The organism is Pseudoalteromonas sp. Of7M-16 (assembly GCF_022347805.1).
Lineage (GTDB): Bacteria > Pseudomonadota > Gammaproteobacteria > Enterobacterales > Alteromonadaceae > Pseudoalteromonas > Pseudoalteromonas luteoviolacea_F.
Genome location: NZ_JAKRFY010000003.1, coordinates 220,020 through 239,789, shown reverse-complemented (window position 1 = coordinate 239,789; position 19,770 = coordinate 220,020). Strand labels below are relative to the sequence as shown.

The 19,770-nt window shown below is 42.7% G+C and carries 14 protein-coding genes and 1 tRNA gene; 13 read left to right on the top strand and 2 right to left on the bottom strand.

Translation table 11 applies throughout. The features are described from left to right. Positions 1–3: 3 nt before the first annotated feature. The 6 genes from murC (at position 4) to lpxC (ending at position 6,608) form a co-directional block, all read left to right on the top strand. A complete protein-coding gene (murC, locus tag MHN81_RS04775; protein WP_239425193.1) occupies positions 4–1,410 on the top strand; it encodes a UDP-N-acetylmuramate--L-alanine ligase in 1,407 nt (468 codons plus the stop codon). Further along, positions 1,410–2,318 carry a D-alanine--D-alanine ligase gene (locus MHN81_RS04770; RefSeq protein WP_023397199.1) on the top strand — a complete coding sequence of 303 codons (909 nt, stop codon included), beginning with the start codon at positions 1,410–1,412 and terminating at the stop codon, positions 2,316–2,318. The genes murC and MHN81_RS04770 overlap by 1 nt, the downstream gene beginning before the upstream one ends. Position 2,319: 1 nt before the next feature. After that, positions 2,320–3,099, top strand: a complete 780-nt coding sequence (locus tag MHN81_RS04765) for a cell division protein FtsQ/DivIB (RefSeq protein WP_239425157.1) — start codon at positions 2,320–2,322, stop codon at positions 3,097–3,099. Continuing rightward, positions 3,096–4,328, top strand: coding sequence for a cell division protein FtsA (gene ftsA / locus MHN81_RS04760; protein ID WP_239425156.1), 1,233 nt, complete (start codon positions 3,096–3,098; stop codon positions 4,326–4,328). The genes MHN81_RS04765 and ftsA overlap by 4 nt, the downstream gene beginning before the upstream one ends. Before the next feature lie 21 nt (positions 4,329–4,349). Next, complete coding sequence (gene ftsZ / locus MHN81_RS04755) at positions 4,350–5,606, top strand: cell division protein FtsZ (RefSeq protein WP_023397196.1); 1,257 nt, start codon at positions 4,350–4,352, stop codon at positions 5,604–5,606. A gap of 78 nt (positions 5,607–5,684) precedes the next feature. Beyond that, entirely contained in the window at positions 5,685–6,608 is a 924-nt protein-coding gene (gene lpxC / locus MHN81_RS04750; RefSeq protein ID WP_023397195.1) for a UDP-3-O-acyl-N-acetylglucosamine deacetylase, read from the top strand. A 44-nt stretch (positions 6,609–6,652) separates the two neighbouring features. Here the strand turns inward: lpxC and MHN81_RS04745 are convergent, their stop codons facing one another. After that, positions 6,653–7,126 (bottom strand): DUF721 domain-containing protein, encoded by a 474-nt coding sequence (locus tag MHN81_RS04745; RefSeq protein ID WP_239425155.1) that lies wholly within the window; start codon positions 7,124–7,126, stop codon positions 6,653–6,655. Between the two features lie 482 nt (positions 7,127–7,608). Here MHN81_RS04745 and secA point away from each other — a divergent pair, with 482 nt between their 5' ends. The 5 genes from secA (at position 7,609) to MHN81_RS04720 (ending at position 17,375) form a co-directional block, all read left to right on the top strand. Further along, the gene (secA, locus tag MHN81_RS04740) at positions 7,609–10,317 is read left to right on the top strand and encodes a preprotein translocase subunit SecA (protein WP_023397329.1); all 2,709 of its coding nucleotides are present in this window, start codon (positions 7,609–7,611) and stop codon (positions 10,315–10,317) included. 60 nt (positions 10,318–10,377) lie between these two features. Further along, entirely contained in the window at positions 10,378–10,773 is a 396-nt protein-coding gene (gene mutT, locus MHN81_RS04735) for an 8-oxo-dGTP diphosphatase MutT (protein WP_239425154.1), read from the top strand. 88 nt (positions 10,774–10,861) lie between these two features. Beyond that, entirely contained in the window at positions 10,862–12,925 is a 2,064-nt protein-coding gene (locus MHN81_RS04730; protein WP_023397331.1) for a M13-type metalloendopeptidase, read from the top strand. 302 nt (positions 12,926–13,227) lie between these two features. Next, positions 13,228–15,795 (top strand): family 20 glycosylhydrolase, encoded by a 2,568-nt coding sequence (locus tag MHN81_RS04725; protein ID WP_239425192.1) that lies wholly within the window; start codon positions 13,228–13,230, stop codon positions 15,793–15,795. Positions 15,796–16,073: 278 nt separating this feature from the next. Next, positions 16,074–17,375 carry an MFS transporter gene (locus tag MHN81_RS04720; RefSeq protein ID WP_211011916.1) on the top strand — a complete coding sequence of 434 codons (1,302 nt, stop codon included), beginning with the start codon at positions 16,074–16,076 and terminating at the stop codon, positions 17,373–17,375. Positions 17,376–17,800: 425 nt separating this feature from the next. On the opposite strand, the gene MHN81_RS04715 is transcribed toward MHN81_RS04720, so the two are convergent. Then, a tRNA-His gene (locus MHN81_RS04715) sits at positions 17,801–17,876 on the bottom strand. A gap of 182 nt (positions 17,877–18,058) precedes the next feature. Between MHN81_RS04715 and MHN81_RS04710 the strand changes: the two genes are divergently transcribed. Both MHN81_RS04710 and MHN81_RS04705 read left to right on the top strand, forming a co-directional pair. Then, the gene (locus MHN81_RS04710; RefSeq protein ID WP_239425153.1) at positions 18,059–18,874 is read left to right on the top strand and encodes a mechanosensitive ion channel domain-containing protein; all 816 of its coding nucleotides are present in this window, start codon (positions 18,059–18,061) and stop codon (positions 18,872–18,874) included. A gap of 19 nt (positions 18,875–18,893) precedes the next feature. Further along, entirely contained in the window at positions 18,894–19,694 is an 801-nt protein-coding gene (locus tag MHN81_RS04705) for a DUF481 domain-containing protein (protein WP_239425152.1), read from the top strand. The last annotated feature ends 76 nt before the right edge of the window (positions 19,695–19,770 follow it).

The following is a 19,770-nucleotide window of genomic DNA, read 5'->3' as shown; positions in this document are numbered from 1 at the left end:
GCTATGAGACGAATCAACACCATTCACTTTATTGGAATAGGTGGTGCTGGTATGGGCGGTATAGCAGAAGTGTTGGCGTATGAAGGGTACCGGATCACAGGTTCAGACATTGCACAAAATGCGATGACAGAAAGGCTGTTAAAAATTGGTGCTGAGATTTTTATAGGTCACGATGCGGCTAATGTAACTGATGCTGATGTGGTGGTGGTCTCCAGTGCAATTGATACAAGCAACCCTGAGATCATGGCCGCTCAGCAGGCACGTATTCCGGTTGTAAGGCGTGCTGAAATGCTCGCTGAGTTAATGCGTTTTAGGCACGGAATTGCGGTGGCAGGTACTCACGGAAAAACAACAACAACTAGCCTAGTCGCAAGTATTTTTGCTGAAGCTAAGTTAGATCCAACATTTATTATTGGTGGGTTGCTAAATAGCGCAGGAAGTAACGCTAAAGTGGGCAGTAGCGACGTACTCATTGCCGAAGCTGATGAGAGTGATGCTTCTTTTTTGCATTTACAACCAATGGCTTCCGTGATCACCAATATTGAAGCAGATCATATGGATACGTATGGTGGTGATTTTGAAAAGCTCAAAGATACCTACGTTGATTTTATTCATAACTTACCGTTTTACGGATTGGCAGTTGTGTGTATTGATTCGCCAGTGGTTAGAGAGCTGTTGCCACGATTTGCAAGGCCAACAATTACTTATGGTGAGAGCGAAGATGCGGATTATCGAATGACCGACTATGTGCAAAACGTGGAGAGTTGCAGCTTCACGGTATTGCATAAATCTGGTTCAAGCGTTGAGATCACGCTAAATATGCCAGGTAAACACAATGCACTTAATGCGACGGCTGCCATCGCAATAGCAAAAGATCACGATATTGATAGCAGTGCTATCCAAGTTGCTTTAAAAGAGTTTGCAGGTATCGGGCGACGCTTCCAGCACTACGGTACGTTTACAAATGATTCTGGTGAAGTGATGTTAGTCGATGATTATGGTCATCATCCATCTGAGGTGGCTGTGACAATTGAAGCTGCGCGTGCCGGTTGGCCTGATAAGCGGTTAGTAATGCTGTATCAACCACATAGATATACGCGTACTCGTGATCTTTATGAAGAGTTTGTTAAAGTGCTCGCGGAAGTTGATCAATTGATCTTATTAGATGTCTATGCTGCTGGTGAATCGACCATTGTTGGTGCAGATAGTAAAGCTTTGTGCAGGAGTTTACGTCAGCGAGGAGTTGAACCTATCCATGTGGCCCAGCACGAAGAATTGATGACTGTGTTGGCGGATGTGATAGAAGACAATGATTTAGTGATCACTCAAGGTGCAGGTAACATAGGTCAGATCGTGAAGCAATTAGCCGCGACAGAACTATCCAAGCAAAAGTTAAGAGCGGAGAGTTAATGAGTAAATTTGGAAAGGTTGCTGTTTTACTAGGCGGTAGTTCAGCTGAACGAGAAGTCTCTTTGGCCTCAGGTAATGCGATTGTCGCAGCACTAAAAAGCCAAGGGGTTGATGTGATCGCCTTTGATCCTGCACAGCGCAATATCTCGGAACTAACCGCGCTCAATGTAAAGCGTGTTTTTATCGCTTTGCACGGCAGAGGTGGTGAGGATGGTACAGTGCAAGGTGCTCTTGAGTTTATGGGCATCCCTTACACTGGTAGCGGTGTACTGGGAAGTGCATTGGCAATGGATAAAATTCGTTGCAAGCATCTATTTGAATCGGCTAAGTTGAGCACGGCAAAATATGCGGTTGTTGATAAACATAGTGGCTATGATGCCAAAGCTATTATTAAAGAATTAGGTCAAGTCATGGTAAAGCCGAGCCACGAAGGGTCGAGCGTTGGTATGGCGAAGGCACACGATGAAACATCATTAATAGAAGCTTTGAATGCAGCGTTTAAGTTTGATAATCAAGTGCTAGTAGAACAGTGGATAGAAGGGCGAGAATTTACAGTTGCTATCTTAGATGGGCAACCGTTGCCTGTTATTGAGATGCGTACTCCACGTGGGTTTTACGATTATCAAGCAAAGTATAAAGAAACGACAACAGAATACATATGCCCAGCAGAGTTAACACCCGCTTATACTGAGCAATTGCAAGTGATGTCGTTACATGCATTCGAGTTGGTTGGTGCTAGCGGTTGGGGGCGTGTTGATGCAATGCAAGATGCAAATGGACAGTTTTATTTACTTGAAGTAAATACTGTACCAGGCATGACGGAGACTTCTTTGGTACCTAAGGCGGCAAAAGCACAAGATATTAGCTTTGAACAGTTAGTCGTTCGCATTTTAGAGCAAACGTTATAATATGCGCCCAAATATGAAAAAAGCGTTTACGAAAGTCGGCAGATTGAATTGGTCTGCGATACTTGGTGTTGGCTTTTTTCTAGGTGTGTTGTTTTTTTTAGTGCGCAGTGTGTTTTGGGTCAGCGACTGGTTGGTCGAGCACCGAGATGCGCAGATTAAAACGTTAACCGTGTTGGGAGATCCTTTTTACACTGAGGAACACGACATTGTTGAAGCGATAAAACGAACAGACTTAACCAGCTTTTTTCAATTAAATGTGAAAGCGGTTCAGGCTGCCGTTAAGGATTTACCCTGGGTTGCATCTGTGTCTGTGCGTAAGCAGTGGCCTGATACAATTCAGGTTTATGTTGTTGAGCATAAACCCGTCGCATTTTGGAATAGTGATTCACTACTAAATGCGGATGGCGTCATATTTCAAGCTGATAGCACTAAGTTATCTACTAACTTACCTCAGCTGTATGGCCCCGAGGGAAGTGAAGGTGAAGCTTGGGAAACGTTTTTGCAATTGAAGGCCATGTTGGCAGTCAATTCATTCGAGTTGACTAGTTTGGCGCTTTCCGAGCGGTTTGCTTGGCAGTTATGGTTAAAAAATGGCATCGAACTAAATTTAGGCAGAGAAGAAAAAGCAAAGAGAGTGCAAAGATTCATTGACGTGTATCCGCTTTTAAAAAGACCCGAAGGTGCACTGCTTGATGTGATCGATTTGCGTTATGATACAGGGCTGGCGGTAAGTTGGAGATACCCCCAGGTACATGAGAAAAAAGAAAAGAGTAAAGCATGACCAAGTCAGCAGAAAGAAACTTAGTGATAGGACTCGATGTAGGTACTGCAAAAGTAGTTGCTACCGTCGGTGAGATCACATCCGATAATCAATTAAGTATTGTTGGCGTTGGTAACCAAGTTGCGCACGGTATGGATAAGGGCGGAGTCAACGATCTTAATTTGGTATCTGATTCGATTAAACGTGCAATTGATGAAGCCGAATTAATGGCAGATTGCAGAATTAGCTCGGTGTATCTGGGTATTTCGGGTAAACATATTCAATGCCAAAACGAAAGTGGTGTAGTTGCAATTAATAACACAGAAGTCACAGATGATGATATTGCAAATGTTATCCATATTGCTCGGTCTGTGCCTATTTCGGCAGAGCGCAAAATGCTGCATTCGTTGCCGCAAGAGTACAGTATTGATATGCAAGAGGGGATCAAAAACCCGCTTGGTATGAGTGGAGTAAGGATGGAAGCGAAAGCACATATTATTACTTGCTCCTATGACATGGCTAAGAATATAGAAAAGTGCGTAGAGCGATGCGGGCTTGAAGTTGATCAGCTCACTTTTACTGCTTTAGCTTCTTGTTACTCAGTTTTGACAGAAGATGAAAAAGAGCTGGGGGCTGCTGTAGTAGATATCGGTGGCGGTACTATGGATATTGCCATTTATGTAAATGGCGCGCTGCGTCATACGGCAGTAATTCCTGTTGCCGGTAACCAAGTTACCGGAGATATTGCAAAAATATTTAGAACGCCACTCTCACATGCTGAGTCTTTGAAGGTACAATACGCGTTTGCTAGCAGTCAAATGGCCAGTGTTGAAGAAACAATTGAAGTGCCAAGCGTAGGCGGACGGCCCTCTCGGATCATGTCTCGTCATACCTTATCTGAGGTAGTTGAGCCGAGATTTAGAGAGCTGTTTGAGTTAGTTCAAGAAGAAATTCGTCGCTCTGGTTTTGAAGACCAAATTGCGGCAGGTGTTGTCATGACCGGTGGCAGCGCCAAAATGAAAGGGGCTTTGGAAGTTGCAGAAGACATCTTTCAAATGCCCGTAAGGATAGGAAAGCCTGTTGGGATCACAGGATTAACAGATTATGTTGATGATCCGGCATATGCAACAGCGGTAGGTTTGTTACAATACGGCCGTACGCTGCAAGCCAAAAATGCACAAAAGGCGAAAGTAGATGCCGAAGAAGGTTGGTGGAGCCGAGTAACTAAATGGTTTCAAGGTGAGTTTTAAAGCTCGAGTCGGAGAGTGAAGATGTTTGATATTATGGAGCAACACGGCGAAGAAGCCGTAATTAAAGTAATTGGTGTTGGCGGCGGCGGTGGCAACGCCGTTGAGCACATGGTAAAGCAAGAAATAGAAGGTGTACGCTTCATTGTTGCCAACACTGACGCGCAAGCGTTAAGAAAGTCATCTGCGGATGTCACTGTCCAGCTTGGTACGCAAATTACGCAAGGCTTAGGGGCAGGTGCGAACCCAGAAGTTGGTAAAAGTGCAGCTGAAGAAGACGTTGAAACGATTAAAGCGAGCCTCGAAGGTGCTGATATGGTCTTTATCGCCGCAGGTATGGGTGGCGGTACAGGTACTGGTGCTGCACCTGTGGTTGCGCGTGTCGCCAAAGAGCTGGGGATTTTGACCGTTGCCGTTGTTACGCGTCCTTTTGACTTGGAAGGTAAAAAGCGTATGGCAGCAGCCGATCATGGGATCGGAGAGTTGTCTGAAATTGTAGATTCACTTATTACAATTCCTAACAACAAGTTACTGAAAGTACTTGGCAAAGGGACTACATTATTAGACGCATTTGCAAAAGCTAACGATGTTCTTTATGGCGCGGTGCAAGGTATTGCAGAATTAATTACCCGTTCAGGTCTGATTAACGTCGACTTTGCTGATGTAAGAACGGTAATGTCGGCAATGGGTACTGCCATGATGGGTACCGCAGCAGCATCTGGTCCAGATCGCGCACAAGAAGCTGCTGAAGCTGCTATTTCAAGTCCGCTGCTTGAAGATGTGGATTTGACAGGTGCAAAAGGTATTTTGGTTAATATTACCGCTGGTATGGATATCACCATTGAAGAGTTTGAAGTGGTGGGTAACCACGTCAAGGCACTGGCGTCTGAAAATGCAACAGTGGTGGTAGGTGCAGTTATTGATCCTGAAATGAGTGACGAATTACGCGTTACTGTTGTGGCCACGGGCCTTGGTGGCGAACGTAAACCTCAGTTTGGCATTGTCGATAAAGGCATTCAAGGTCTTGCTGGACAAGCTGCAACTGGGACTCATGGCCCAAGTCATACTAACGATGACTTTGTGCCAAGCTTTGGCGGTGCGGGCAATAAGCCTGTTGAATCACAGCCTAGCAGTGATACAGGTGCAGGGTTTAGCGCAGAGCCCAACACAATACAGACCAAAGAGACAATTAAAACGACTGAGCAACCAAAAGAAACTGGTGAAAAAGAAAAAGGTGACTATTTCGATATCCCAGCGTTTTTGAGAAAGCAGTCAGACTAGGATAAAAAATGACCGATTGGCAAGGGGTGTTATATGTGATACACTCCGCGGTCTATCTAACTTAAAGTGGGCGAATATATGATTAAACAACGTACAATTGCAGAAGTTGTTAAAGCCACAGGTGTAGGTTTACACAAAGGTGAAAAGGTCACGATCACTCTCCGACCTGCGAGCGCAAATACTGGTATTGTATTTCGTCGCGTAGATCTAGACCCTGTTGTCGATTTCGAGACAACTCCTGAAGCTGTGGGTGATACGCAATTGTGTACTTGTTTAACTAATAAAGATGGTGTTCGCCTTTCTACGACTGAGCATTTAATTGCGGCGGTCGCAGCTTTAGGTATCGATAATCTTATCGTTGAACTAGACAGTGCCGAAGTACCAATTATGGATGGTAGTGCATTACCATTTATATATTTGATCCAAAAAGGCGGTATTGCTGAGTTAAATGTAGCGAAACGATTTATTCGTATCAAAGAAACTGTACGTGTTGAAGACGGTGACAAATGGGCTGAAATCGAGCCGTATGACGGGTTCCATATCGATTTTGAAATTGCATTTGATCACCCTGCAATTAATGCAAGTCGTCAACGCATTGGTCTGGATATTACTGCACAAAGCTTCACGCAAGAAATTAGTCGAGCGCGTACTTTCGGTTTTATGAAAGATATTGAGTATATGCATGCCAATAACCTAGCGCTTGGCGGGAGCATGGATAACGCTGTTGTATTAGATGACTTTAAAGTGCTAAACCCAAATGGTCTGCGTTACAAAGATGAGTTTGTAAAGCACAAAATATTAGACTGTGTGGGTGATTTGTTTATGACGGGTCACAACATTTTAGGCAAAGTGACATGTTATAAATCTGGTCACGGTTTAAACAATAAACTACTGCGCGAGGTCATGGCAAATGAACAAGCGTGGGAGTGGGTTAGCTTTGACGAGCCTGTTACCATGCCAGCACCTGGTTTGGAAGCTGGACAACAAACAGCAACAGCATAAAAAAATGACGCGAAAGCGTCATTTTTTTTAGATTGCTTCAGCAATTATTTGTTGGCGTGTTTTGCCAATTTTAAAAGTTTTTCTTTAAGCCCAGCAGGAGCTGTGTCGGCCAGCATTGTGAGTTGCTGCGCAGTAGATTCACTCAAACGGTGTTGTTGGGAGGCGGGCTTTTTAGACTCGACGACACGTTTTGATAACCGTTGTTGAGCTTCTGGGGTGGCGGTGATTTTCACTTGGCTGCAATCATGAAAGCCTGATTGTCTGAATTCCGACAAGATTTCCATTTTGAGATAACCAAGGCGAGTAGCCAATGTTGCGGAAGCTGCTTCGATGTGTAAAGTACCTTGACTATAATTAGAAACACGACACTTTTTACTCAGAATTGGTCCCAATGCCTTATTCAAAGGTGCTTGTAACGCTGCAATATCTTGCGCTTTTTCGACATAGTTGGATAATTTGTTAGACCACTTAGGTGCCAACTCAGAGAGCGATTTAGGGTCAAATCTATTTTTAGCCATACCGTCTCCTCTATATAGTATATAGTTTGCGCTTATTTAACATTACACCTAGCAAAGGCCATTGCAATATTTCCACCTGTTCTATTTTACCTTAATTTTACGCTAGGGTAATGCTTAGTCGCATTCGAAATGTCGATATCTAATATAGGGCAGTCTTGTTCTGTATATTCGACTTGAAGTTTAGAGCAGCTATCCCCATATCTGCATAAATGACAAACAATACCGTCATATCCGAAGGATATTATAGAGTGACCATATGCGTAATTACGTGTATTCTGAACCCCCCTTGCGATAGACATGTTATTAAATAGGAACAGTTTTCGCTTAGGTGGTTTGCAGATGCGCATAGTCTGGTATGATAGGGTATAAAATTAACTCGGCACACAGCACAAATTCGACTTTGTCGCCAACAGGACTTAGTAAGCCTTTTGGGAATACGCGAATGCACGGGCTTACAAACATAAGATTGAAATGGTTTAAACATGATAACTAAAATTTTTACCAAGATTTTTGGTAGCCGTAACGACCGGATGATCAAAAATTTACGCAAAACGGTCGCTTTAGTTAATGCTTTGGAAGAGCAGTATAGCAAGCTATCTGATGAACAACTAAAAGCAAAAACAGCAGAGTTTAGACAAAGATTTGAGCAAGGAACCAGCTTAGACGAATTACTTCCTGAAGCATTCGCTACTGTTCGTGAGGCCTCAAAACGCGTCTTTGAAATGCGTCACTTTGACGTGCAAATGATAGGTGGTATGGTTTTGCATCAAGGCCGTATTTCTGAGATGCGTACTGGTGAAGGTAAAACACTGACAGCAACCTTGCCTGCATACCTTAATGGTTTAACAGGTAAAGGTGTCCACGTGATCACCGTGAATGATTATCTGGCAAAGCGTGATGCTGAAAATAACCGCCCGTTATTTGAGTTTTTAGGCCTGAGTGTAGGCTGTAATATTCCAGGTATGATGCCTGCACAGAAAAAAGAAGCTTATGCAGCTGATATCACGTACGGTACAAACAATGAGTTTGGCTTCGATTATCTGCGTGATAACATGGCGTTTAGCATTGAAGAACGTGTACAGCGCCCATTGCATTATGCGGTTGTGGATGAAGTTGACTCGATCTTAATTGATGAGGCAAGAACACCGCTGATCATTTCAGGTCCGGCAGAAGACAGCTCCGAACTTTATACCCAGATCAACAAAATCGTCCCTGAGCTTATTCAACAAGAAAAAGAAGATGAAGAAGGCGTTGAAGGCGATGGTGATTACACTATTGATGAAAAATCAAAGCAGGCCCATTTAACCGAGCGTGGTCAGGTTAAAGTAGAAGAACTGTTGATTAAGCACAGTTTGATTGAAGAAGACGATTCTTTGTATTCAGCAGGTAACATCACGTTATTAAGCCATATTTATGCGGCGCTACGTGCACATAAGTTATATCAAAAAGATGTCGACTATGTGGTTAAAGATAATGAAGTTATTATTGTTGATGAACACACGGGCCGTACAATGGAAGGCCGTCGTTGGTCAGAAGGTCTACACCAAGCTGTAGAAGCCAAAGAGGGTGTTCGTATTCAAAATGAAAACCAAACTCTTGCTTCGATCACATTCCAAAATTACTTCCGTCTATATGACAAACTATCGGGCATGACGGGTACAGCAGATACTGAAGCATTTGAATTTCAGTCAATCTACGGCTTAGACACTGTAGTTATCCCAACCAATAAACCGATGATACGTGATGATCGTGCAGACTTGGTTTACCTGACTCAAGAAGAAAAGTTTGAAGCAATTTTGGCCGATATTAGAGACTGCCAAAAGCGAGGACAGCCTGTTCTTGTTGGTACTATTTCAATTGAAAGTTCTGAATATCTATCTCACTTTTTACGTAAAGAAAAGATTGAGCACAATGTCCTTAATGCTAAGTTCCATGCGCAAGAAGCTGACATCATCGCTGATGCTGGTTTACCGGGGAATGTTACAATCGCTACAAACATGGCGGGCCGTGGTACGGATATCGTACTAGGTGGTAACTGGCAAAATGATATTGCAAAAATTGACAACCCAAGTGAAGAGCAAATATCAGAGGCTAAAGCAAAATGGAAAGAGCTTCACGATAAAGTACTAGACGCCGGTGGTTTACATATCATTGGTACCGAGCGCCATGAATCACGACGTATTGATAATCAGCTACGTGGTCGTTCTGGTCGCCAAGGGGATGCAGGTTCAAGCCGTTTTTACCTGTCTATGGATGATGCATTAATGCGTATTTTTGCTGGTGAGCGTATGACAACAATGATGCGCAAACTAGGTATGCAACGCGGCGAAGCAATTGAGCACCCATGGGTAAACCGAGCAATAGAAAACGCACAACGCAAAGTGGAAGCGCGTAACTTTGATATTCGTAAACAGTTACTAGAGTACGATGATGTAGCAAACGATCAGCGTCGAGTTGTTTATGAGCAGCGTAACGAGCTACTGGAAGAAGGCGATATCTCAGAAACAGTGAACGCTATCCGTAGCGATGTACTCAATGGCACGATTGACCGCTTTATTCCACCGCAAAGCTTGGCTGAAATGTGGGATATCCCAGGTTTAGAAGAGCGCTTAAAAGCCGACCTACTATTGGACTTACCAATTGGTAAATGGCTTGAAGAAGACAGCAAATTGTATGAAGAGTCACTACGTGAGCGTATCATCGAAGAGGCCGAAGCTGCATACAAGCAAAAAGAAGAACAAGTTGGTGTTGAAGTACTGCGACATTTTGAAAAAGCAGTCATGCTACAAAGCTTGGATCAACATTGGAAGGATCACTTGGCTGCAATGGATCACCTGCGTCAAGGTATTCACCTACGTGGTTATGCACAGAAAAACCCTAAGCAAGAGTATAAACGTGAGTCATTTGAACTGTTCTCTAATATGCTTGAAACGCTTAAAGTTGATGTGGTTGGTGTACTGAGCAAAGTACAGGTGCGCGCCGAAGAAGATGTTGAGAAAGTTGAAGAGCAGCATCGTCGTAGCGAACAAATGCCAAGACAATATCAGCATGAAGAAGCTGAAAAAGTCGGCGGTGAGGCTCCGCAAGGCGCAGCGGTTGCTGCGAGAGCGGAACCTAAAGTTGGCCGCAATGAGCCGTGTCCGTGCGGTTCAGGTAAGAAATATAAACAGTGTTGCGGTAAACTAAGCTAGGCGCACACTGAAATTAATACAAAAGCGACCTAAAGGTCGCTTTTTTTATGGGGTAAAAAGATGACTAAAAAAGTAGTCAATGTTGCAGTTGGTGTGATTGAAAAACAAGCACAGTACTTTGTCTGTAAGCGAAGTGATGAGCAACACCAAGGTGGACTCTGGGAGTTTCCGGGTGGAAAAGTGGAAGACAATGAAAGTGTTGAGCAGGCGCTTTCAAGAGAGCTCGCCGAGGAAATAGGTATTCAAGTTGAACGCTCGGAGCACTTAATTACTATTGAGCATGATTATGGTGATAAGCAAGTCTGTCTTGTTGTACATGTCGTGAAAGCGTTCTCTGGTGAAGCCACAGGGCTAGAAGGGCAACCAAGTCAATGGGTCAACTTTGAACAGCTTAAAACCCTTGATTTTCCATCAGCGAATGTGGCCATTATTGATGCTTTGGCAACGTCAAAATAAGCAGTTACAAATGAATTAAGTGCCTTGGATTTTAATCTGTATTGCTGCAAGGTATGATTCATATATGATTTAAAAGGAGCCGACATATATGCGTAAAACATTCGCGGCAATTGGTGTGGCCTTGGCACTGGGCCTTGTTGGCTGTAGTGAGCAGCCACAAACAGAGCAAACTCAAGAAATCGTACAGCAACAAACGTTAATTTCGGGCATTGAGCTCGAAAATATAGACTCATCCGTTCGTCCTCAAGATGATTTTTATAGGCATGTGAATGGTAAGTGGTTTGAAAGAACTGAAATCCCTGCTGATAAATCAAATTACGGATCTTTTACTGAGCTAAATGAGAAATCAAAGGCTGCACTCAAGGTGATCTTAGAAAGTGCTGCCAACAACCCTTCGGCTGCTCCGGGAAGCGACGAATACAAATTGGGCGCATTTTATAAAAGTTATATAGATGAGCTCGCGCGAGAAGAAATAGGTGTTTCGGCGCTTGATGAATACTTAGAACCGATAAAAGCCTTAAAAAATAAGTCTCAGTTACCCGCACTGATTGCCAAATTGCAATTGCAAGGTGGCACGACTCCTTTTTCTTGGTATGTTCACAACGATGCAAAAAACTCTACCATTAACACTTTGTATCTGTACCAAGCTGGCTTAGGGTTACCTGATAGGGATTTTTACCTGACAGAATCTGAGAAATTCAGTAAAACAAAAGCGGCATATCAAAATTATATTACCAATATTTTATTTGAGTTTGGATACAATGAGCAGCAGTCTGAACAAGCCGCTAAGCAGATATTAGAGCTTGAGACGAAAATAGCACAGGCGCAATGGAGTCGTGTTGATAGTCGTGATGCATCAAAAACATATAATAAACTTAAAGTCGGTGAACTAAACCAACAAATGGCTGGGTTTGATGTCGCGGATTATTTCGATGCACTGGGTATTAAAATTGAGGAGTTGGTTGTCTCTCAACCTTCCTATTTTAGCCAATTATCAAACATCATTCAAAACACTGACGTTGAAGTATGGCGCGCATATTTGACTTTCCATTTTGTAAGTAATTTTGCAGATTTACTTGAACGCAAGTTGGTGGATTTACACTTTGACTTTTATGGAAAGACTTTACGCGGTTTGGAAGCACAATCGCCGATGTGGAAAAAAGCAGCAGATGCCAGCAATGATGTGCTAGGTGAGCTACTCGGCAAAATTTATGTCAAAGAGCACTTTCCGCCAGAGGCCAAAGCTCGAATGCGTGAAATGGTTGACAATTTGATCCTTGGTTTTGATAAATCGATTGATGACTTAGATTGGATGAGTGCAGAGACAAAAGTTGCTGCAAAAGCGAAGCTCAAAAAATTTACTCCGAAAATCGGTTATCCAGACAAGTGGCGTGACTACTCTAAACTGGAAATTAATGCCGATGACTTGGTTGGTAACTATGTTCGTTACAACCAGTGGTCATATCAAGCAATGATCGATGAAGTTGGCAAGCCTGTAGATCGTTCAAGGTGGTACATGACGCCGCAAACAGTGAATGCATATTACAACCCAGTAAATAATGAAATCGTTTTTCCTGCAGCTATTTTACAACCGCCATTTTTCAACTTAGAAGCGGATGATGCCGTAAATTATGGTGCGATTGGCGCAGTAATTGGACACGAAATAGGCCATGGCTTTGATGACCAAGGCGCTAAGTATGATGGCGATGGAAATTTAAGAAACTGGTGGAGTGATAGTGATTTATCTCAGTTTGAGGCCCGCGGAAAACAACTCATTGATCAGTTCAATGGTTATAAGCCTTTCGACGATGCCCATGTTAATGGTGAACTGACTCTCGGTGAAAACATTGGTGATTTAGGTGGTTTAACCGTTGCCTATAAAGCCTATAAATTGTCTTTGCAAGGCAAAGAGGCCCCTGAAATTGATGGGTATACCGGCTCACAACGATTCTTTATGGGCTGGGGGCAGATTTGGCGCAGAGAATACCGTGACGAAGAGCTCAGAAACCGCTTAATGACAGACTCTCACTCGCCAAGTGAATATCGTGTTATCGGTATTTTATCTAATATGCCGCAGTTTCATGAAGCCTTTGATGTGAAAGAAGGTGACGGTATGTACATAAAGCCAGAGGAACGAGTAAAGATCTGGTAATACTAAGTACACGTTAATAAAAGCCCGCTCCTAGTAAATCTTGAGCGGGTTTTTTTGTGGAATAAACGGGCTTTTATAAAATTTGATAGCGCTGTCATTTTTTCTTCGATATGATGAAAAGCTAACAATAAGTTGGTTAGTATTATTCCCTTGAGTCGCGTCAATCGTCTGCAGTAACGCTATACCATAAAGTCGTATAATTCAGTATGCGCGGCAGCGACGAGTAGCTTTTGCTAGAATGTGGTTTCAAGGAATAGCCTTTAGGAGCGAATATGAATCTACGAAAAAACATGCTGGCGCATATGTTTGCGACGACCCTGATCACGTCCTCGTGGGGGGCGAGCGCAATGCTTTCTCAATCACAGCTTGATGCCTTTGCTAAAGACACGCAACTCACTTTCGCGGTTGAAAATAACTTTCATGGTGGTGCAGGCAGTTTTATTGGCTCCATCTCTTTAAAAAACAACTCGAAAATCGCACTACCTAAAGGTGAAAGCGATTGGCAGATTTATGTGCATTCGGTGAGAAAAATTAAGACCTTGGCGTCAGCAGGTTTGCGTATTGAACATGTCAATGGAGACTTACACCGCTTTGTCCCTACACCGGAATTTGCGGGGTTAGCTGCAAATGGCTCGCTGAAGATCGAATTTGAGGCTGGCGCGTGGATTGCCGCTTATACGGATTTTATGCCTCGATCATTTATTGTTTCGGGTCAATCACTACCAGTCGTGTTTGCTAATACTGATACTGAAGACATGCAGGCTTTTGTAGCCCCCATCGAGCGTGATAATCAGCTAAAAAGACATAATGAGCCGCTTGATTATTCTCCGATAGCTAACGCAGCTTGGCGTTATGAGCACAATCAGCATAGTGTCAAAGTAAATAGAGAAGCGGCACTAAAGCGAATTATCCCTAAACCTCAGAATGTCGACTTTAATCGTGGTGTTGCTGAATTGAACGGGCAGTGGCAAATTAGGTTTGCGGGCCGACTGAAGTCAGAAGTGAATGTTTTCCAAGAGGATCTTTCTGAATTTGGATTAAAATTAGATGCCAAAGCAGATCACATTCCAGCTGGTGAATCTCCAACTATCTATTTGAAAGTCGAATCAGAGCAGGGACGTTATGAAAGTCGTTCTGGGAGCTACAAACTAGAAATTGATGACGATAAAATTGAGATTGTCGGTGTTGATAATGCTGGTGTATTTTATGGCATACAAAGTCTGTTGGCATTGCTCTCAAAAGAGTCGAACGGCGGGGTAACTGCACCAAACGTTGAAATTGAAGACACGCCGAGATATGACTGGCGAGGTATGCATTATGATAATGCGCGAAACTACCACGGCAAAGACGCATTATTTAAACTTGTTGAGCAAATGGCACGTTATAAACTCAATAAGTTTCATTGGCACTTTTCTGATGATGAAGGCTGGCGATTAGAGATCCCGGGTTTACCTGAGTTGTCAGAAATAGGCGGATATCGCTGTTTTGACTTAGAAGAGCGTCAATGTTTGCTAACCCAACTAGGCACAGGTCCATTTAAGTCAGGATCAGGCAACGGCTATTTATCGCGAGAAGATTTCGTCGAACTCCTCAAATTTGCTAAAGCGAGGCATATCGACATAATTCCAGAGATAGAGGGACCAGGTCACGCTCGAGCAGCTATTATTGCGATGGAAGCGAGATATCACACGTTAATGGAGCAGGGTAAAGAAGCTGAAGCGCGTGCTTTCTTATTAAGCGATCCTGACGATAAGTCTGAGTACTTAACTGTTCAAAATTACACAGATAATTCATTCAATGTCTGTATGGATTCTACTTACGCATTCATAGAAAAAGTGACTTATGAATTGCAAGGTATGTATCGTGAAGCAGGCACCCGACTGGAGAATTTACACTTTGGTGGTGATGAAGTTGGCGCGGGCTCTTGGACCCAGTCACCTGCTTGTGATGTACTGTTCAAAGACGCTAACAACGGCATTGCTGGCCCTGCGGATTTAAAGCCCTATTTTACGCAACGCATCGCAAAGATCTTTGCCAAGCGTGGTATCGCACCAGGTGCGTGGGAAGATGGCTTAATGTATGACAGAGTGAATCCATTTAAGCGTGATGAGTTTCCAAATCAAGTGTTTACTGCCAATGTGTGGGATAACATCTGGGAATGGGGTGTGGCAGATAGGGCATATCGTTTAGCCAATGATGGATATCAAGTTGTACTATCTCATGGTACGCATCTTTACTTCGATCACCCGTATGAGGCACATCCTGAAGAGCGTGGGTACTATTGGGCTGCAAGATACACCGATACTAAGAAAGCATTCGGCTATATGCCTGATGATGTATATGCCAATGCTGATTTCACACGTAATGGTGAAGCAATTGACAACCTTGAAGCGCTAGTTGGCCGACCTTTACCTAAATTAGAAAAGCCGCACAATATTTTAGGTATGCAAGGGCAGGTATGGACAGAAACAATCCGCACGGAAGAGCAGGTGATGGCGATGATATTTCCGCGCTTACTTACCGTAGCTGAACGAGCTTGGCATAAAGCTAGCTGGGAAGGTGAGCTGCCAAATGAAAAATTGCGTGCAGCAGATTGGCAAGAGTTTTCAGCGACACTGGCACTTAAAGAGTTAGATAAACTCGTTGCGTCAGGTGTCAATGTGAATTTACCAGTCCCAGGAGCGGTGATTGAAGGTGGTAAGTTACTAGCAAATAGCGCGTTTTCGTTCTTGACCATAGAAGTGAGCCAAGATGCAGGACAAACGTGGCAAACTTATACAGGTCCGATGACGGTTTCAAAGCCATCTGACATTCGTTTGAGAACAGCATTAGCTGGTAAAAAATACAGCCGAATTACAGGTTTAGAGTAATTTAATTGGGTCTTTTGGAATTAAGTAGGGGCGTTTGCCCCTTTTTTAAATCCAGAATAGTATAATTTCTAACTAGAAATACGTGTAAAATTAACGTAAAGTTAAATGTCAGCGCTGTCATTTTGTTGCATTAGTTGTTTTTTGTATTCAACATCAGCTGAGCAGCGCGGCTATAAACCATGAATCATGGGTATAACAAAAACACATATCGTGTGCTTGTGGCTAAAGGGTCGTGAGTACAACTTGTCATAAGATTTTATTGCAACAAGAAGAGTATTATGGAAGCAACAGTGGATATGAATGAAAAAGCGAAGCAGAGTGTCTGGTTGCCGATGACGCTGGCTGGTTCTATGTTTTTTATATTGGGGTGCATAACCTGGCTAAATGGTGCAATCACACCGTTTTTACAGCAAATGCTTGAGTTATCACCTTTACAAGCGTCATTTATTATATCGTCATTTTATATTGCGGTAACAATTGCAGGTATCCCTTCTGCAATGGTGATTAAAAAGGTGGGTTATAAAAATGGCATGGCAGTAGGTTGTGTGATAATGGCCCTATCAGCGCTTCTTTATATTCCTGCTGCAAAAATGCAGGCGATTGAAGTATTCCTTTTAGCGCAGTTATTGATCGGTGTTGGTCAAACTGTGCTACAAACTGCAGTGAATCCATATGTGGTAAAAATGGGATCTGAAAAATCAGCAGCTGTGCGCGTATGTATTATGGGCTTATTAAATAAGTCAGCTGGTGTGATTGTCCCAATTGTATTCGCAGCTGTTGTGGTTAGCGGTGTAGTAAATGGTGGTGAAAGTTTATCTCAAGAACAGAAAGACGCGATGGCAAACAGCCTGATTGCACCATACTTGGCGATTGCAGGCTTGATATTCTTGTTTGCGCTATTCGCGAAATTTGCGCCATTACCAGATTTGGTTTTCGAAGAAGAGAGTAAAACATCTAAAGGTGAATTAAGAGAAGCGCTTCAGCATCCTCATCTTGTACTGGGTGTTGTAGGTATTGCCCTTTATGTTGCTGTTGAAGTGATTGCAGCAGATACAATAGGCTCTTACGCGTTACATTTAGGAATTGCTGATTATTCAATTATGACATCCTATACGATGGGTTGTATGTTGCTAGGCTATGCTATCGGTATTGTATTGATACCGCGTTTTATGTCTCAGCAAAGTGCGTTAGTCATGTCTGGCATAGCAGGTATTATTACCGTATTGGCTGTTGTAATGGGCGACAACAACTCTTTTGCAATTTCTAACCTATTGTTAGTGCCTTTTGGTGGACCTCAGCTGCCAGATCCGCTATTGTGTATCGCATTACTTGGTTTTGCTAACGCCATGGTATGGCCAGCAATTTGGCCTTTGGCTTTAGATGGCCTTGGGCGATTAACTGGTACAGCCTCAGGCTTATTGATCATGGGTATTGCCGGTGGTGCTTTAGGTCCACTATTGATTGGTTTAGGGAATGTGGCAGGTTTAGGTGCACAAGGTGCATATAGCCTGATGATCCCAAGTTATATATTTATACTATTCTATGCTTTGAAAGGTCATAAGATGAGAAGCTGGAAATAAGTAAACAGAATTTCTATTTATAAGTAGAAATAATCCCGTGTGTAATGCCACCTAACTTTAGGTGGCATTTTTTGTTTTAGATTCCCCATCGAAGCTTAGGAAGCGGGTACAATCATATTTCATATTCGCAGTGGAGGTGCTAGGACTGTCCGCAAGCTCGCTAATGAGACGATTTCTTTAAGGACCAAATAATCTAAAGCATGTACTAAAAACGCTGTGAGAAGCTTTGTTGTAGAGATTTATTAAAGAAGCGAGCGGGTTTACATGAGGCAACAGTAGAAATACAGGTCTCAAACACAGTATCTATGTCAATGCGAAGTCGTAGAGTGTAAAAGATATTTTGTGTGTATGTTTAAGGTATGTTTAAGGTATGTTTAAGGTATGTTTTTGAATTCTTTGAGACTACACGATAAAAGAGAGGGAGATGGGGCGACTGATGGGGCTCGAACCCACGACAACCGGAATCACAATCCAGGGCTCTACCAACTGAGCTACAGCCGCCACAATGTTTCGTGTAACACCTCTTGGGTGTGGCGCGCATATTACAGAACTTTTCTTTTAATGCAAAGCCTTTTTTAATTTTTTTGAAGATTTTAGTCGGTTTGGGGAAAAATTCCACATTGTGACTAATATTTATACCTGTTGTTAATGGTTGTACAAAAATTTCAGTAACAGGAAACTTTATGGATATATTACTCGATTGGTTCAATAACAATTCAGACTTGGTTACGCATTATATACTCCAAGGTCTGCTCGCCTTACTCATTTTCTTTATAGGGCTCAGAGTCACACGCTTTTTATCGAGCTTAACTGAAAAGGCAATTTGCAATCGAAAAGTAGATAAAGCGGTTGGCGTGTTTTTGTCTAACATTGTCTACGCATTAGGTTTTGTCGCTACATTACTAATGGCATTGTCACAGGTCGGGGTGGAAACCACCTCTTTCATTGCTATTCTAGGTGCGGCAGGGTTGGCTGTTGGTTTGGCGTTACAGGGATCATTGTCTAATTTTGCCTCTGGGGTGCTCATCATTATTCTTAGACCCTTTAAATCGGGTGACTATATTGATGCGGGTGGGCAATCTGGCAGTGTTAGGAAGATTGAAATCTTTTCTACAGAATTGGTTACGCCAGACAATAAAGTCATTATAATACCCAATTCTTCTGTCATGTCTGGCGCGATAGTAAACTATTCCAGAGAGTCGACCAGGCGTATCGATTTGGTCATTGGGGTTAGTTATGATGCCGACCTTAAGCAGGTTAAAGCTGTGTTGGAGGGGATCTTGACGAGTGAATCTCGAATCTTAAATGACCCAAGCTATACCGTGGCTGTGTTAGAGTTGGGAGACTCTAGCGTAAACTTTGCAGTTCGACCATGGGTGAACACCAGTGATTACTGGCCAACGTATTTCGATTTGCTTGAAAACATTAAAAATGCGTTAGATGATGCGCAAATTAATATTCCGTATCCGCAAATGGATGTGCACTTACAAAAAAACTGAAAATAAGGTTGATTTTAGAATGAAATTAAAACTGATCTCTCTGTGTGCATTAGTCGCTATGTCGTCACAGTTAGCTGCCAAAGAAACAAGCTCTGATAGTACGCCTATTGAAGAGAAAGAGTGGGATATAACGAGTGAAGTAGGTGCTATCGTAACTAGCGGTAATACGGAAACAACGACACTAAAGGGTGAAATCAAAGCGAAACACCACTTAGACAATTGGCGCAACGAATATAAGGTCGACGGCATTTTCAAAGAAGATGAAATAGAAAATGAAGATGGCGAAAGAATAAAAGAGCGCACCAACGAAAAGTACTCTTTATCAGTGCAAGGAAATTACAAGCTAGTTGAAGATCACAGTCATTTGTTTATCTACGGTGCGTATGACTCTGATTATTTTGGCGCCTATCGTAGCGAAACAGTATTTTCGGTCGGTTACGGGTTAAGGCTTGTAAAGCGCAGCGATATGTACCTCGATTTTGAAATTGGGCCAGGTATAAAGCGTTTTGAATATCAAGAAGACAGTACAGAAATGAAAGATGGGAAATCTTTGGCAGGAGAAACTGAGAGTGAAGCGATTGGTGTTGCTAAACTTGACTACGAGTGGACACTGTCTGACAACGCAAAGTTTACCCAAGTGGTGGCAATAGAATATGGTGATACGAATACGAAGACAGAGTCAGAAACTGCATTGCTAGCAAAAGTTAATGGTTCTTTACAAATGAAAGTAGCCTATAAAATCACCAATAATTCAGAGGTTGACGATGATAAAGAGAAAACTGATACAGAAACATCGTTGACTCTGGTTTACAGTTTTTAACGTGGTGGTACGTTTAGTAACAAAGATATGACAAAAAAAAGGGCTTTGGCCCTTTTTTTATTGGTTTGATCTCGTG